The organism is Amycolatopsis sp. M39 (assembly GCF_001651785.1).
Lineage (GTDB): Bacteria > Actinomycetota > Actinomycetes > Mycobacteriales > Pseudonocardiaceae > Amycolatopsis > Amycolatopsis rubida.
Map to the genome: position 1 here is coordinate 317,679 of NZ_LWSF01000003.1, position 15,855 is coordinate 333,533.

11 protein-coding genes are annotated in these 15,855 nt (G+C 68.1%); 8 read left to right on the forward strand and 3 right to left on the reverse strand.

Features of this window, described 5'->3' with window-relative positions; all coding sequences use genetic code 11:
- The first annotated feature begins 25 nt into the window (after nt 1-25).
- The 4 genes from A4R44_RS10290 to A4R44_RS10305 are packed head-to-tail and all read left to right on the forward strand — an operon-like array spanning nt 26 to nt 4,753.
- Nucleotides 26-1,435, forward strand: coding sequence for an AMP-binding protein (locus A4R44_RS10290; protein WP_067578628.1), 1,410 nt, complete (start codon nt 26-28; stop codon nt 1,433-1,435).
- Complete coding sequence (locus A4R44_RS10295; RefSeq protein WP_067578630.1) at nt 1,432-2,484, forward strand: acyl-protein synthetase; 1,053 nt, start codon at nt 1,432-1,434, stop codon at nt 2,482-2,484. Before A4R44_RS10290 ends, A4R44_RS10295 begins: the two co-directional genes overlap by 4 nt.
- A complete protein-coding gene (locus tag A4R44_RS10300; RefSeq protein WP_067578631.1) occupies nt 2,481-3,725 on the forward strand; it encodes an acyl-CoA reductase in 1,245 nt (414 codons plus the stop codon). Before A4R44_RS10295 ends, A4R44_RS10300 begins: the two co-directional genes overlap by 4 nt.
- A 14-nt stretch (nt 3,726-3,739) precedes the next feature.
- Nucleotides 3,740-4,753: a lysylphosphatidylglycerol synthase transmembrane domain-containing protein gene (locus A4R44_RS10305; RefSeq protein WP_067578632.1), complete on the forward strand. Its 1,014-nt coding sequence runs from the start codon at nt 3,740-3,742 to the stop codon at nt 4,751-4,753.
- 67 nt (nt 4,754-4,820) lie between these two features.
- Here the strand turns inward: A4R44_RS10305 and A4R44_RS10310 are convergent, their stop codons facing one another.
- Nucleotides 4,821-6,359, reverse strand: coding sequence for a tachylectin-related carbohydrate-binding protein (locus tag A4R44_RS10310; protein ID WP_157904847.1), 1,539 nt, complete (start codon nt 6,357-6,359; stop codon nt 4,821-4,823).
- Between the two features lie 47 nt (nt 6,360-6,406).
- On the reverse strand, nt 6,407-6,814 hold the full coding sequence (locus A4R44_RS10315; RefSeq protein ID WP_067578633.1) for a hypothetical protein: 408 nt from the start codon (nt 6,812-6,814) through the stop codon (nt 6,407-6,409).
- 390 nt (nt 6,815-7,204) lie between these two features.
- Between A4R44_RS10315 and A4R44_RS10320 the strand changes: the two genes are divergently transcribed.
- From A4R44_RS10320 to A4R44_RS10330, 3 genes are all read left to right on the forward strand, one after another.
- Nucleotides 7,205-11,170, forward strand: a complete 3,966-nt coding sequence (locus A4R44_RS10320) for a nucleic acid/nucleotide deaminase domain-containing protein (protein WP_067578635.1) — start codon at nt 7,205-7,207, stop codon at nt 11,168-11,170.
- Nucleotides 11,171-11,301: 131 nt separating this feature from the next.
- Nucleotides 11,302-11,778, forward strand: a complete 477-nt coding sequence (locus A4R44_RS10325) for a hypothetical protein (RefSeq protein ID WP_067578637.1) — start codon at nt 11,302-11,304, stop codon at nt 11,776-11,778.
- A 13-nt stretch (nt 11,779-11,791) separates the two neighbouring features.
- Nucleotides 11,792-12,190 (forward strand): hypothetical protein, encoded by a 399-nt coding sequence (locus A4R44_RS10330; RefSeq protein WP_067578639.1) that lies wholly within the window; start codon nt 11,792-11,794, stop codon nt 12,188-12,190.
- A gap of 19 nt (nt 12,191-12,209) precedes the next feature.
- Here the strand turns inward: A4R44_RS10330 and A4R44_RS10335 are convergent, their stop codons facing one another.
- Nucleotides 12,210-14,105 (reverse strand): DUF6541 family protein, encoded by a 1,896-nt coding sequence (locus tag A4R44_RS10335; protein ID WP_232791561.1) that lies wholly within the window; start codon nt 14,103-14,105, stop codon nt 12,210-12,212.
- A 220-nt stretch (nt 14,106-14,325) separates the two neighbouring features.
- On the opposite strand from A4R44_RS10335, the gene A4R44_RS10340 reads away from it, so the two are divergent.
- On the forward strand, nt 14,326-15,843 hold the full coding sequence (locus tag A4R44_RS10340; protein WP_067578645.1) for a hypothetical protein: 1,518 nt from the start codon (nt 14,326-14,328) through the stop codon (nt 15,841-15,843).
- Nucleotides 15,844-15,855: the final 12 nt, after the last annotated feature.

Consider the following 15,855-nt stretch of genomic DNA (forward strand, 5'->3'; position numbering starts at 1 on the left):
GCGCTCGCGAGGGCGAGGAGGTTCGGTGAATCTGGTTGGCGAAGGGTCCCGGCTGGTCGATGTGGCCGGGGGCCGCACGCTGGCGGGCGACGAGCTGACAGCGGAGGTCGAGCAGTCCGCGGCCGCGCTGGCGGAGCTCCCGCCCGGCGTGCTGTTCGCGCGGATGTCGCTGGACCTGGACAGCGTGCTGCGGTACCTCGGCGCGTTCGAGGCGGGACGGGCGATCGCGCTGATCGACCCCGCGCTCGACGCCGAGGTGCTCGAAGGCCTGATCACCCGGTTCCGGCCCGCCGCGGTGCTGGCCGCTCCCGAAGCGGACGCGCCTGAGGGCTACCGGGCCGAAGACGGGCACTGGGTGCGCGCGGCCGCCGACGGCGCCGTCCCGCATCCCGACCTCGCCGTGCTGCTTCCGACCAGCGGTTCCACCGGCAATCCGAAGCTCGTCCGGCTGTCCCGGCAGGGCCTGCTGGCCAACGCCGACGCCATCGCGCAGGTGCTGGCGATCGACGCGGAGGAGGTCGCGCCGACCTGTCTGCCGCTGCACTACAGCTACGGCCTTTCGGTGCTGAATTCGCACCTTTTGCGTGGTGCGACTGTGGTTATCGAATCTTCTGGCGTGCTTGGCCGCGGATTCTGGGACTCGGTGAAGGAATACGGCGTGACTTCGCTGTCCGGCGTGCCCTATCACTACGAAATGCTGCGCCGGCTGAAATTCGACCCGGCGAAGTACCCGACCCTGCGCACCCTCACCCAGGCCGGGGGAAAGCTGCGGGACGAGCTGGTCGCCGAGTTCAACGACAAGATGCTCGCGGTCGGCGGCCGGATGTACGTCATGTACGGCCAGACCGAGGCGTCCCCGCGCATGACCACGGTGCCCGCCGAGCGGCTCGCGGACAAGATCGGCTCGGCCGGTCCGGCGCTGCCCGGCGGTTCGTTCGCCATCCGCCGCGACGACGGCGAGGAGACCACGCATCCCAAAATTGTCGGTGAGGTCCTTTACCGTGGGCCTAACGTGATGATGGGTTATGCCGAGGACGAAGCAGAGCTGAGCGCGGGCGACGAATACGGCGGAACGCTGGCCACCGGGGATCTCGGGTACCTCGACGACGAGGGGTACCTGTACATCACCGGCAGGCTCAAGCGGATCGGCAAGGTGTTCGGCAACCGGGTCAGCTTGGACGACCTGGAGCAGGCCGTGCGCACGGCGGCGGTGGGCATCGACGTGGTGGCCGCGGTGCCCGCGGGCGACAAGGTCGTGCTGTTCGCCGAACTGCCCGAGGGCGACGGCGCGAAGGCGATCTGCAAGGACGCGGCGCGGGCGCTGGCCGAGCGGCTGCACCTGCACGCCAGCGGGTTCGACGTGCGTCCGATCGACACAGTGCCGCTGCTGGCCAGCGGGAAGATCGACTACCGGTCGCTGGAAGGACGGGTATGAGTGTGTTCACGCGCTCGCAGGCGGAGCGAGAGGCGGCGCTGCTCCCTGAGCTCGCCGAGCTGACCGCGCACCACCGGGCGAACTCCGCCGGGTACGAGCGCATCCTCGCCTCGCTCGGTTTCGCGCCGGACGCGGCGTTCGCCACGATCGCCGACCTGCCGTGGCTGCCGGTGCGGATGTTCAAAACGCACGATCTGAAGTCCATTCCGGACGCCGAGGTCTTCAAGACCCTCACGTCCTCGGGTACCACCGGGGCCGGTGCCTCGCGGATCTACCTGGACAAGGAGGCGGCGGGCGCGCAGACGAAGCAGCTCGGTGCCACCTTGCAGGAGGTACTGGGCGGCGAGCGGCTGCCGATGCTGATGGTCGACACCATCGGCATCATCAAGAACCGCCGTTCGTTCTCCGCGCGCGGCGCGGGCGTGCTCGGCATGGCGAACTTCGGCCGCAAGCACACCTACGTGCTGGACGAGAACGACAAGCCGGACGTCGAGGCCGTGCGGAAGTTCCTCGCCGAGTACGGGGACAAGCCCTTCCTGATCTTCGGCTTCACCTTCATGGTGTGGCAGTACCTCTACGAGGTCGCCCGCGAGCACAAGCTCGACCTGTCGAACGGCATCCTCATCCACTCCGGCGGCTGGAAGAAGCTGATCGACCGCGCGGTCGACAACAGCGAGTTCCGCAGGCGGTTCAAAGAGGACACCGGGCTCACCCGGATTCACAACTACTACGGGATGATCGAGCAGATCGGCACCGTGTTCCTCGAAGGCCCCTCCGGGAACTCCCTGTACTGCCCCGATTTCGCCGACGTTGTGATCCGCGACCCGGAGACCTGGGAAGAGCAGCCGGTCGGCAAGCCGGGCGTCATCGAGGTGGTGAGCACGCTGCCGCGGTCGTATCCGGGACACGTGCTGCTCACCGAGGATCTGGGCGTCTGCAACGGAATCGACGACGGCGACTGGCCGGGCAAGCACTTCTCCGTGCTGGGCAGGCTGCCGAAGGCCGAGGCCCGCGGGTGCTCGGACACGTTCCAGGGAGCTGCCGCGTGAGTGGTTTGGAACAGCGTTTTCCGCTCGGCGACTCGGTTTCGGCCGGTGCGCTGCTGGACGAGCTGCGCGAGGAACCGCCCGGCGGACGGCTGAAGGTCGGCGACCCGCGGGTGGTCGAGTTCGTCACCAAGTTCGCGCGAAAGCTGCTCGCGCCCGCGCTGGCGCGGCGCTTCCCGGAGCTGGCCTCGCTGGGTTTCTTCCTGCGCAAGGGAGAACTCGCGAAGTCACTGTCCACTTTGGAAACCAGCGGTGACTCGCTGCGGTTCCCGCGCGGGCTCGTTTTCCACGTGCCGCCGGCCAATGTGGACACCATCTTCGTGTACTCGTGGGCGCTGTCGGCGTTGGCGGGCAACAGCAACGTCGTGCGCGTGTCTTCGCGTTCGGCCGGTGCGGCGGAAGCCGTGCTGGAAGCGCTGAACGCGGCGATGGAAGACGTCTCGCCGGAGACCGCGGCGACCATCCGCGCCACCCAGCGCATGGTCACCTACGACCGCAGCGACGAGATCAGCGGCGCGTTGTCGCTGGCCGCGGACCTGCGGGTGATCTGGGGCGGCGACGCTTCCGTGGCCGCGCTGCGGAAGTACCCGCTGGCCCCGCACGCGCGGGACCTCACCTTCCCGGACCGCTCGTCGTTCGCGATCGCGTCGGTGCGCGGCTGGCAGGAGGCAGCGCCGGAGCAGCGCAAAGCGGCCGCCGAGGGCTTCTACAACGACTCGTACTGGTTCGACCAGGCCGCCTGCTCGTCGCCGCGCGCGGTGTTCTGGGTCGGCGAGGAGACGGGTGCGCAGGCCGCCGGACAGGAGTTCCGCGAGTTGCTCGCCGCGGTGCTGGCGGCGAAACAGCACGTCACCGAGCCGGCAATGGCCGTGCAGAAGCGGGTGTCGGCGTACGGCGCGGCGGTCGACGGTCTGGTGTCGTCGATCCACTTCGACGGCAACGCGCTGGCGACGCTCGAGCTGGCCGACGCCACGGTGATGCCGCGCGAATGGCTGGGCGCGGGCACGTTCGCGAACGCCTCGGTGGCGTCGCTGGACGAGCTGGTGCCGATCGTGCAGCGCAAGGACCAGACGGTGAGCCAGTTCGGGTTCACCCGCGAGGAACTGACCGGATTCGTGACGGCGCTCGGCGGACGCGGGGTGGACCGGGTCGTGCCCTTCGGCTCGGCCCTCACGTTCGCCGGGGTCTGGGACGGCTACGATCTGCTGTCCGAGTTCAGCCGGCTGGTCACGGTACAGGCCTGAGGAGCTGAGAGGCAGTGACGACCGTTCGTACGCAGAGCCCGGGGGACGACACCCCGTCCACTGAGGACGCCCCGACCACCGGAAAAGCCCCCAAGTCCACCAAGGCGCGGGTGCTCGACGTCGTGCGCTGGGTCGCCATCCTCCTGGTGATCGGCTTCGCGGCGAAGAGCCTGGCGTCCAACTGGGACGAGTTCTGGCACACGCTGTCCGACGTCGCCTGGCAGTCCTCGGCCCTGAGCCTGGTGGCGCTGATCCTGGCGATCATGGTGTCCACCTGGGGCTGGCAGGTCCTGGTCGACCACCTAGGCAAGCCGATCGGCTACGCCCGCGGCGCGCAGATCTGCTTGGTCGGCTCGCTCGGCAAATACGTGCCGGGTTCGGTGTGGGCCTACCTGCTGCAGATGGAACTGGGCCGCAAGGCGGGCCTGGCGAGGGCCCGGATTTTCACCGGCTCGCTGATCCAGCTGGGCGTGAGCGTGGTTTCCGCGCTGGTCGTGTCGCTGCTCGCGGCACCGGCGGTGTTCAGCAACAGCCCGCGCGCGATGTGGCTGTTCGTGCTGATCCCGGTCGGTCTCGCGCTGCTGCACCCGCGCATCCTGACCTGGGGCACGTCGCTGGTTCTGAAGCTCCTGCGCCGTCCACCGCTCGCCGAATCGCTGGGCTGGGGCGTGGTGCTCAAGGCGTTCGGCGCCTCCACCGGCGCGTGGGCCCTGCAGGGTGTGCACCTGTGGCTGCTGGCAAACTCGGTCGGCGCGCCGGGCTTCAACGGTTTCATCCTGTGCGTGGGCGCGATGGCCGTCGCGATGACGGTCGGCACGTTCGCCTTCATCTTGCCCAGCGGGGTCGGCGTCCGCGAGGTCGCGCAGGTCGCGGTTCTCACGGCAAGCGGACTGACGGTCGGCCAGGCGACGGCGTTCGCGGTGGCGTCGCGGGTCATGTTCACCGTGGCGGACCTGCTCACAGCCGGTTTCGCCGCGCTGGGCGCGAAGATGGCGGCCCGGCGGCCGGTTCCGGTCGACGCCGCCTGAGTTCTCGCGTACTGAGGGGGCCGCCCGGGTTCGGGTGGCCCCCTCAGTCGTTGAAAGAGAGCTCAGCTCACGGAACGAGCCGGCACGAGTCCGGTGCGGCCGTCGCGTGGAGGTCGGTGTTCCAACCGGAACCGACGCTCGTGCCGCTGGTGCCTACCGGCAGCCAGGTGTCGGTGTTCGCGGAGTATCGGTACCAGCGCAGAACCGGGCCGTCCTTGCCGTCCCACGGGCCCGGACCGTAGGCCCCGCGGCCGTACAGGATGTCAGCTCCAGGCGAGAAGATGCCGCTGAAGATATTCCATCCGGTGCCAACCAGCTTCTCCCGCTGAGTCCACTTCGCCGCGCCGAAGTCGTACTGGAAGCGGTACAGATTGCCGTTCGGCGTCCGGGCGTAGAGCACGCCGTCGCCGGCAGCGGTGATCGAGTCGTACTTCGTCCAGCCGGTGTCGACGAGCTGGCCGTTGCCGTCGCCCCACTTGTTGGCAGCGTCGTCCCAAAAGTAGGCGCGCAGCTCGCCCTGGTCGTTGACCATGAAAATGCGACCGGACTGGTCGACGGTGATGCGATTCTTGAACTCCGGCGTGAGGTACCGGGCCCAGCCGTCGCCGACCGCCTTGCCGCCGGTCAGGTTCGCGCCGTCCCACTTCCAGAGCTTGAGCACGCCGTCGCCGTACGGATCGCCCGCGCCGTACGAACGGTGGACGTCCCACATCGCGCCGTTCTTGCCCGCGACCGGTCGCCCGAACCAGCCGTTGCCGCTCGATTTGGTCGGTTCGGTCCAGCTCGCTGTGCCGTTCACCGGTCCATTGTGGATGTGCCGCCACAGGCTGCCGTCTGCCATGTCGTCCCAGACGACCGCGCCGTTCGGGCAGCTCACCGGCGTCGGGACGGTGTTCTGCCGGACCCAGTCGGCGAGGTCGTCGACCCGGGCTTCGGTGTCGCCCTGCTGGGTTTCGGTGACCGCGAGACAACCGTGCTGCCAGGACCGGCTGTTGACCGCCACGACCTCGACCTTGTCGCCCGCCGTGCGCAAGGCGGGGCCGCCAGCGTCGCCGAGGCAGGTGTCCGAGCCGCTGGCCGAGGTCACCGCCACCTCGGTGGCGTTCACCGACGAGACAGCGAACGAGGCGACGGACGGCCGGGCAGGCACCCATTCGGTCGCGGTACGGCCAAACCCGGCCAGTTGGAGGGTCTCCCCGCTCGTCGGAGCGGTCGTGGCCAGCGCGACCGGCGTGCTCCCGGTTGCGGGCTTGTCGAGTTTGGCCAGCGCGACGTCGCGGTCGCTTCGTCCGATCACCTTGACGACCTTGGCGTTCGTCCCTGCTCCGGTGCTGACGTCGACCGCACCGACGCTCACCGTCGCGTTCTCCGTGGGAGCACCGGTGGCGCTCGCGGTCAGGCAGTTCGCCGAGGTGATCACCCACGACGGATCGATCAGTGCGGCTGAGCAGGCTTTGGTGGGCGTCGTGATGCGAGCAAGGTAGCCCGACGTTCCGGAGGGCACGACAGTACCGCCGGAAATCGCGTGCGCTGGGACTGCGGTGAGCGCGCCACCGGTGACCAGAGTGGCGGAGAGAGCCAGGATTCTGCGGGTTTTTCGAGGCACGGACGTTCTTCCGTCGAGATCCGGCGGAGTGCTGGCCTTTCGCTGGCTCAAGGGCTGACCGTGAGCTGGAGGAGCGTGGTGGGAGCGTTGTTCGGATTGCTGCCGATGCCGACCGGGGTGCTGCCGTAACCGGCGACGTCGACCGTCGAGTGCTGGCCGGCGTCGGTGGTGAGGTCGGCCTTCATCTTGTGGCCGGAGCCGGAGACCCGGCCGTCGCCGCGGATCTCGAAGACCGCGGGAATCCGAAGCTCGAGGCGTCCGGTGGCCGCGAGAACCTTGAAGCAGACAAGCCCGTCCTTGCCTACGTTTTCCGTAGAACGGACCTGGAGCACGCCGACGTTTCCGTCGGGCGGGGTCGCACAGTCGGCGAAAACAATGTGTCCGTCGCCGGAGGTGAGGACCACGTTGTACTTCTGCTGAATTAAGGCGGCACCCGGGTACGAATAGTCCTCCACGAGAGAACCTGGTTCGTCGGCCGCAGCCTGCGGAGTATCAGTAGAAGCTTCCGCGGTCCATAGGCTGAATGAAGTAATTGCTGCCGCCGCGGCGACAGTGCTGATCCCCAGTTTCCTGATGTGCATGTCAATCCGTTCGATTGATCGCTACCGCTCGTCTGCATTGCTATCGCTGGTGAAATGCGGGTATTACTGGGCATTGCTGTGAGGAGAGTCACAGCTATCTCGGTTCCTGTTGATTGCTAACCTGACGTGGCCGCGTCTTGTTCGCGGCTTATCTGTGGTTTAGTGCCAGGCTTTCGCAGACTGGTTCGCCGATCTCGATTCTGCTGACTCGGCTTTCTTTGTCATGTCCTTTTGACAAAACAAGACATTCTCGAGAAGAGGGTCATGAAACTGGTTCGAAGAACGTGGCGGGCATGGCGCGCCAGCCTGATCGCCATCCTCGTGATGGCCCTGACCATGCAACTCGGCGTCCGGCAGGCAGCGGCCGAACCGGCGCGGCAAGCCGCACCCGCGGCCACCGGCTCGGCCAGCCCGATCTTGAGCCCGCGGGGCAAGGTCCTGATCATCTGGCGGGACGCCGGATCCCAGACGAAAGCGGCCGCAGAGCGTGCGTTGACCGGATCGGACGCCGAGGTCAACGCGTTCCTGACGGACAATCTAGACCGGCTGACCACTCTGGACGACCGGATCGCGGTCGACCAGCTTCTCGCTTCCGGCGGACCCGCCGTGAAGAGTGCCGCTCAGCGGGCACTCGACGCCGCGGACACGGATCCCAAGGCGTTGCGGAATTTCCTGGACGCGGGCTGGGGCACCGCGTCGACCACCGACCTTCGGGTCAGGGTCAACCAGATCCTCGCGGCCGGCGGTCCGCAGGTGCGCAAGGCCGCCCAGACCGCCTTGGACGACGGCAGTTCAGACGCACTGCACGAGTTCCTGAACACCACCGCGGCGAAGGCGGAGGCGGTCGATCTGCGGCTGCGGGTCAACCAGATCCTGGCCGTCGGCGGAAAGGAAGTGCAGGCCGCCGCACAGACCGCTCTCGGTGACAGTTCCCCGAACGCACTGCGGATCTTCCTCGACCGCGAGTGGGAAATCGCGGCAGCTCGGGACCAGGAGACCGACAGCATCCAGCAACTGCTGGACTCGGCGAAGATCGCGGGGCAGCAGGCCGCGGAGAAGACGCAGGCCGCCAAGGACTCCGCGGCCCGTGCGCTGGAAGAAGCCGACAAGGCCCGGCAAGCGAGCGAACTCGCGGAGAAGGCCGCTGAAGCGGCCAAGGACAACGCAGCCGGTGCAGCGGATGCGGCTGGTCGCGCGGCGACGGCAGCGAATCGGGCAGCGAGCGCGGCGCAGGCCGCTATGGGCGCGGCCAATGCGGCTACCGCTGCGGCGCGGGTAGCCGCACAAGCTGCTTCGCGTGCGGCTGCTGCGGCCTCGAAGGCCGGTAACGCCTCGGCTGCGGCGTGGAATGCGGCCGCCGCAGCGCGGGTGGATCGCGGCAAGGCTGGGGACGCGTCGAAGGCAGCGAAGGACGCGGCGTCCGCGTCGATCGAGGCGAAGAAGGCCCAGGACGCGATCGACCTGGCCCGGGTGGCTCTCGGCCATGCCCGGGAAGCGGTCGACGCGGCAGGTTCGGCCGGGCAGAACGCGGAGAAGTCGGCCGCGTCCGCGCGGGCAGCGGTCAAATGGGCGCAGCATGCCGGTGCGGATGCTCGCCAGGCAGAGGCAGCGGCCGCGAAGGCGGCACGGGAGGCCGACCGGGCCAATCGTTCGGCTGCCGCTGCTCGGGCCTTCGCGGACGAGGCTGATGCCGCTGCGGCGCAGGCTCGCGAACTCGCCGCCCGGGCTGTGGTGGACGCGGCGTTGGCCGCGGCTGCCGCGGACGACGCGGCGCAGCATGCGGGCGAGGCTGAGCACGCTGCTCAGCTGGCAACGGACCACGCGAACGCGGCAACGGCTGCCGCGAAGATCGCCAGTGACGCGGCGGCGCAGGCCAAACGTATTTACGACGCTGCCCGGAAGGCCGACGCCGATCGTCTCGCTGTCCAGGCAGACCAGGCTACGGACGCGGCGCACCAGGCGATCGAGGTCCAGGACCAGCTCGGGCTGACTCGCAAGTGGAACGCCGCGCAAGAGGCACAGCGCGACGCTGAAACGAACCGCCTGCTCGCTGAGGCGACTGCGCCGGGAACAGATCCCGCGCTAGTCGTGACCGATGGTCGCAAGGTCGCGTTGCGGCTGCTGGAGACCGGCGGCCCGTGGACCAAATCGGCGGCCGAAGGCGCGCTTTCCGGTGCCGATCGCGAGGTGATCGAGTTCGTCCAGACCGGGATCGCCCGTGCCGCGGGGCAGGACGACCGGGAGACGCTGCAGGAACTGGTCGCCGACGCGGTGCCCGCCAAGAAGACGGCAGCGGAAAAGGCGTTGGCCGGAAGCGACGCCGACGTCAAGCAGTTCCTGGCGGCTCCGGATTACCCGGGCGAGAACAACGACTTCCGGATCCAGGTCGACCAGGTGCTGGCCGCGGCGCGCGCGTCCGGTGACGCCGTCGTCGTTTCCGAAGCGCAGAAGGCGCTCGACGCCGGAACAGTTGAGGCGTACCGGAAGTTCCTGGATACCGGGCAGAACATCGTCCGGGAAAAAGACGACCGGATCGCGCTGAATCAGCTCATCGCGAACCAGGACACCGGTCCGGAAGCGCGGATGCTCGCGCAGGCCGCGCTGGCGGGTTCGCCGGACATCGTGCGGCAGTACCGGCTCAACGGCCAGTACATCGCGGCCCGGCATGACCGGGAGTCCGCCGCACACAACGCCGCCGTCGCCGGATTGGTCTCGGAAGCTACGTCGATCGCGGCCAAGGCGGCGGAAAACGCGGCTACCGCGCAATCTGTCGCGGCGACCGCGCGCAACGCGGCCAAGGACGCGGAAGCCTACGCAGCGCAGGCTCGTGGCTACGCCAAAGACGCTGTGGCGTCGGCAACTCAGGCTGTCCAGTCCGCACGTGACGCGCAGGAGTCCGCGCGGCAAGCCAATCAGTCCGCCGCGCAAGCCGCTGACGCGGCGAAGCGAGCATCGCAAGCGGCTGTTCGGGCTTCGCAGTCGGCGGCTTCGGCGCGGCACTCGGCGAACATCGCGACGCGGTACGCGCAGAGTGCCATCGCCGCGGCGCATCAGGCGTACCAGGACGCGATCGATGCCGGTAAGGACGCGAACGACGCGGTCAAGGCCGCGAACGAAGCGCGCGACAAGGCGATAGCCAAGGCGAATCAAGAAATCGCCGATGCCAAGAAGAAGTTCTCCGACGACGTCAACAACGCCTGCGGCGCCGTTCCCAGCGGCCCGGATCACGATGACTGCGTTGCCAGGGCTTCGCGGATGGTCAACGACCCGAAGGGCGAGTCGGAGCGGAACGTCGCGGTCTGCAATCAGCTCAAGCAGTACAGCGAGCAGACGTTCAACGACTGCCTCAAGGGCGCGTACAACCCGGCGCTGACGTACCTGATCAACAAGGCGATCTCGGACGCGAAGGAAAAGGCCGAGGACGAGGCGGACACGGACCGCTGGTGGGGGATCGCGGGTGCGATCGTCGCCGGAGTCGCCGTCGGCGTGGGGATCATCTGTGCCGAGACGTGCACCGCCCCGCTGGTAGGCGCGCTGGCGGGTGCTTCGGCCGGAGCCTTCGCGGAAGCGGCCGGGGTGGGTCTTGAGATCACCATCGGAGCGGACCTCCTGACCGGGGTGGCGGCCGATTCCCTGCTCGCGACCAGATTGGGCGCGCTGACCGAGGAGGGATTCCTCCAGGGGATCACGGTCCGCAACAAGCTGGGCGACCTCGCGCTGAATTTCATCCGCAACTCCGCGGGATCGTGCCTCACCTTCGCGGCGGCGGGCCGGGCCGTAGCGGCCGGTGTTCCTTGCCTGATCATCAAGCCGGTTTTGTACGCACGTGCCACTGCGGACCCGAACGATCTCGCCAACCTGGCCTTCCGCTACCGGATGGAGCTGGGGTTTCGCTTCAAGGGCGACATGAAAAGGAACATCGCGATTGCCAAGGTTCCCGGATACAAGGATCCGGCGGGAATCCTTCCGGACGGGTACATCGGCGCGATCAGCGGAGCCGCCGGGCACTCCGAAGAGGTGATCATCAATACGCTGCGCAAGGCGAAGATCGATCCCAAGACTATTGAAAGATTGTTCACCGAGCGGTCGCCCTGCGCGGATGTCTGCGGCCCGCTCCTGAGTAATGAGCTCAGCCCGGGCACGATTGTCGAATATGCGGTAACTTATCTGAAAGATCGAGACTGGGAGACGTTGCTCGCTCTTCTCAAAGACCGGGTAGCCAGATATTAGAATTCTCGGCGCTGGCGGTCGAGGTGCCGCTACAGTGCCGGTTGAGGTATTCTCCCGAGGTGTCGTGGCGGTCCAGCCGTACTGCTGGGCCGCCACTTCCCCGAGCGGGCCTGCGGTGACGAGGAACCAACATGACTGACCCTTTTCAATTCTCCAAGAAGAACCTCCTTGACGAGCATCAGGTGGTCGAAGTCCGAGCTCCGGACGACGCGGTCGCGACGTGGTTCGAATTGGCGGGCCTGGCTTGCGCTGAACTGCGGCGAATGGGGGTTCCCGCGTCGGTGGAGGCGCCTGATGAACCTCTTGCGCTGGAAAGCCCTCCGGGAGCGCGGATTCACGTAGCCGACCGGTATCCCTACGGGGTGCTGTTCAGCTGGAATTCGCCCATCGTCGATTCGGAGAGCTTCCAGGCGAAGCTGATCGCGCAGAAGGTGGACGATCCGCTGGTGGTCCGGGTGTTCGAGGTAGCCAGGATGATGGAGCGCGCGGTGCACCGCTTGCTGGACAAGGCCGGCTTCCGGGTGCTCATCGATAATTCCGCGCACATGAACTACGAGTACCGGATTTTGGCCGCGCCGGTTCGGTTGAGGGGGACCAAGAGTGTCTGATCCGCTTCGGTTGATGGAAACGTGGTCCAGCGAGGGCGGCCCGGCCGTCCAGGCGTCGGCGGAAGCGGTCGAGGTGTGGACTGAATTGGCGAATGTCGCCCGCGACGAGTTGGTGCGGACCGGGATTCCGACTGTCGTGCACGCCCATGGCGAGTCGTGGGCCGAAGCGAGCCCGGGCGCGGTGCTGGAGGTGAACGCGGGGCCGCCGTACGGCGTTGTCGTCAGGTGGATGCCCGCGGTCGCCGAACCGGACGATGCCGCCGAGCAGTACCTGACCGCCGCGAAAGATCTCCTCGAGGAGACGATGTACTCGGTGCTGAGTGCGGCGAACTTCCAGACTCTGATCGAGAAGGTGGGGTCTGACAGTTATATTTTCCGAGTGTTGAAGAGGCCGTACTTGATCCTGGAATAACTGGACTGCGGCCAGCCCCTCAGCGATTCAGCTGGTAAATCACCGAGTCCTCGTTGCGGTACACCTCTTTCAGGAACGGCAGCCCGGCCAGCCCGTTCAAGCCCGGATCCGCGTACGCGCGTTTCGGCGGGGCCGCCGGGCGGCCCAGGATCACCCAGCGGATGTTCAGTCGCTGTACCGCGGCGCGGACCGCTGGGTCTGTTTCGTAGTCGCGGAATTTCGCGGCGAGCAGCACGGCGTCCGACGGCGGTTTCGTACCGTCGTCGTGGGCGGCGACGGTACGGACGCCGCTGAGCGCGTAGGTCCACGGCGTGCCGTCCCAGCGGTCGTTCATCGCCCATTGACCCGGCTTCGCGAGCTTGCCCAGTTCCGTCATCGCGCGTTCCTCGCCGGGAGTGATTTCCTGGGTGCGTGGATCGGGGCGGTGGTATCCCTTCGCGACTACCTCGCTGTTGGTCCGGGTGTACAGGCCTTTCGTGGCTCCCACGAAGGCGATCAGTACCACTGCGGCGAGCGCTGCCGGCGGCACCCGCGCTGGCAGCCGTTCCTTCAGCCACTCGTGCAGCGCCGCGATTCCGTGGCCCGCGATGAACGACAGCGGCACGGTCGCCATCGTGATGAACCGGTACGGGTCGTCCCACCACGGCCGTGCCAGCGCCATGACCAGCGGTGCGTCCGAGGACGAGACCGCCATGTAGAACACGCCGGTGATCAGTGCGGTCAAGCCGATCCAACGCAGCGCGCCAAGCCTGCGGAAGAAGATGAAACCGGCCAGCAGCGCCACTGACAGGAAGATCTGCGGCTGTGGTTGGAAATGCTGGAACCCGAGCAACGCGCCGAGCGCGGTCGTCGCGCGCCATTCGCTGGGCCAGCCGAGATACTGCACCGTTGAGCTGTTCGCCAGCCCGAGCGCGCCGAACAGCTGCAGCCACGCCACGAGCATCGCCAGCACCGCGATCGGCAGCAGCGCCAGCAGGTCCTTGCCGATCGAGCGCCACCGCTCGATCCAGCGTTGCACCAGCAGCGGGCCGGCGAACAGGATCGCGCCGAACAGCGTGGACGAGTGAATGCACAGCAGTCCGACCGCCGAGACCAGCAGCACGAAGCCGGTGTCCGGTGCGACCCGGTCGAGGTACCGGCGCAGCACTACGGCGGCCAACGGGGTGAGCGCCATGCCCAGCAGGAACGGGTACAGCGGCCCCCGGTCCATCGACTCGTACATGCCCATCACCGGCGCGGCCGAGGCGAGCGCGACGGCTCCGGCCAGCACAGCGCGACCGCGGAACGCCCGCACCAGCACCACGAGGGAAAGCGCCAGCAAGCCCGGTAGCAACGCCGTGTTCACGTCCAGGGTGAGCGGGATCGAACCGCCGCTGAGCGTGTACTGCACGGAGGCGAGCAGGTGATACGCGTTGGGGTAGAAAGGCGGTGCACCGTCGCCGTACCAGTTCACCGTGCCCATGCCGAAAAGGCTGCCGTCGCCGGTTTCGGCGATGTAGCGCACGCCGTTGGCCGCGTACGGCGCGTCTCCGCCCTGCGCGATCGCGCCGAGGTGACCCATGCCGCGCACGGCCGTGTAGAACCCGATGGCGGTTGCGAGGATGACACAGGCACCGACTGCCCAGTTCGCCCGCGGTTCCCAAGCCCGCACCTCTGGCTCGTGCGGCCACCGGCGCACCGTGAACCACCGGAGTCCAAACGCGACAACCGCGAAGAGCACGGTGGCCAGCGCAAAGGTCCAGGCGTTGAAGGGCAGCCCGATCGCCGCTGTCCACGGACCCGCGAGGCCGCCGATGGCGTAGCTCAGCAGCGGGGTCAGGCCGGCCAGTTGCCAGCCGCGCAATCCGGCGGCGGCTCCGGTGACGAGCCCGGGAATCCCGAGCACGAGCAGGCAGCAGGCGATGCTGGCTGCCACGGACAACGATGTGGGATCGCTCGGCACAGTCTTCCTCGCGTCGTAGGCGTCCGCCTGCTCCCCGTGGCGGATGGGAATCGGGCCCTAGGCTAACTGCACCCCATATACACCCGAACGGCTGATGTCCGGGAAGCGCGGCCGCGCGCTTGACTGGAGCTGGTGAGGATCGGTCCGCCAGGGGTCGGCCGGACGGGTGAGGGGCGCGGGAGGCTGGGGGCGCGTGGTTTACGCGGTCGTGGGGGGATGGCTGGCGCTGGCCGCGCTGATCGTCGCCGCTTGGCGGCGGATCGGGCAGGACCGGCGGTGGCGGGTCGGTGTTCTTCTGCTCGTGCTCGGGTTTTCGCTGCTGCATCAGCTGTTGTTCGCCACCGTGACCGAGGACGCGTACGTCAGTTTCCGGTACGCGCAGAACATCGCCGACGGCAACGGCCCGGTATTCAACACGGGCGACCGCAGCGAGACCTACGCGAATTTCCTCTGGCTCGTGGTGATCGCTTTGCCGCGCGGGGCATTCGGAGCGGAAGTGCCGACGGCGGCCGTCGGGTTGAGCGGCGTGGCCGCGCTGGGGTGCGTGTTGATGGCGTATTTCCTCGCCAATCGCCTTGCCGCGCTCGGGTTGCCGGAAGGGGTTGAGCCTCGGCGCGCGGCCGGGGTCGCGGCGGCGTTGCTGACCGCGGGGGCGAACGGGCTCGCGGTGTATGGACTTTCGGGCACTGAGCTGCCGATGTTCGCGTTGCTCATGCTCTGTGTCGCGTACGCCTTGGTGGCTGGCCGGCCGTTGGTCGCCGGCGTGCTCGTGGCCAGTGCGGTGATGACGCGGCCGGAAGGGATTGTGCTCGCGGTCGTCGGCGCGGGGTGGCTCGTTTTCGCCGCGGCGCGCGGGCGGCATACCTGGTGGGCACCGGTCGGGTTTGTGCTGGGTGCGCTGGTATTCCTGGCCCCGTGGACGGCTTGGCGTGTCACCTACTACGACCGTTTCGTGCCGGCCGCGAGTCTGCCGCCCGCACCGGATTGGCCGTATCTGGGCAGCTTCGCCTTGGCGCACTTGGGTTTTCTCGTCCCGGCCGCGGTCGTAGCGGGGTTGGTGGCGTCCCGGGGACGCGCGGCGGAAGCCCGGTCGGCGTTGTGGTTGTTGCTGGCGCTCGCCCTCTGCCATACCGGGATCGTGTTGCTTTTCGAGGAGGATCCGGGACTGTCGTGGCGACTGCTCGTGCCGGTGCCGCCCTTGCTGGCGGTCGCCGCGGTGGCCGGGTGCGGAGTCCTCATTCCGGTGCCGAGGCCGCGTGCGATCTCCCGGGCGGTTCCGATGGTTGCCGCGGCGCTCACCGGGGTCGCGGTGGCGGTCTCGGTGTTCAGCCCCGAAGTGCTGGAGCGCGTGCGGGCCTGGAGCACACAGGGCGCGCAGCTGGCCGAGGTCGGCGACTGGCTCGCCCGCTACCTGCCGCCGGGATCCACCGTGAGCGCCGGGTCGCCGGGGCTGCTCGCGAGCCGGGCCGGTTCGCGAGTGCTGGTGGTCGGGCTGGATTCGGAACGGTCGACGCTCGCCGTGCCCGGCCGGTCGGGGTACGCCGATCGCCAGGATTGTGCCGACGACCTGCCCGCCTGGTATCGCGTCGCGACCTTCCGGCGCACCGGGACGCCGTTCTGGATCTCGGTCTACCCGCGCTCCGACGACGCCAGCAGGCTCGTCGGCGAACTCGACCGCGCCCCGGACTTTCACTACGTGTCCTGCCCCTGAAGTGTGGCGGAG

Bases quoted from the DNA above. Each gene is read 5' to 3' on its own strand.
- A4R44_RS10325 (WP_067578637.1), top strand. From the start codon at position 11,302: ATGACTGACCCTTTTCAATTCTCCAAGAAGAACCTCCTTGACGAGCAT.
- A4R44_RS10295 (WP_067578630.1), top strand. From the start codon at position 1,432: ATGAGTGTGTTCACGCGCTCGCAGGCGGAGCGAGAGGCGGCGCTGCTC.
- A4R44_RS10330 (WP_067578639.1), top strand. From the start codon at position 11,792: ATGGAAACGTGGTCCAGCGAGGGCGGCCCGGCCGTCCAGGCGTCGGCG.
- A4R44_RS10320 (WP_067578635.1), top strand. From the start codon at position 7,205: ATGAAACTGGTTCGAAGAACGTGGCGGGCATGGCGCGCCAGCCTGATC.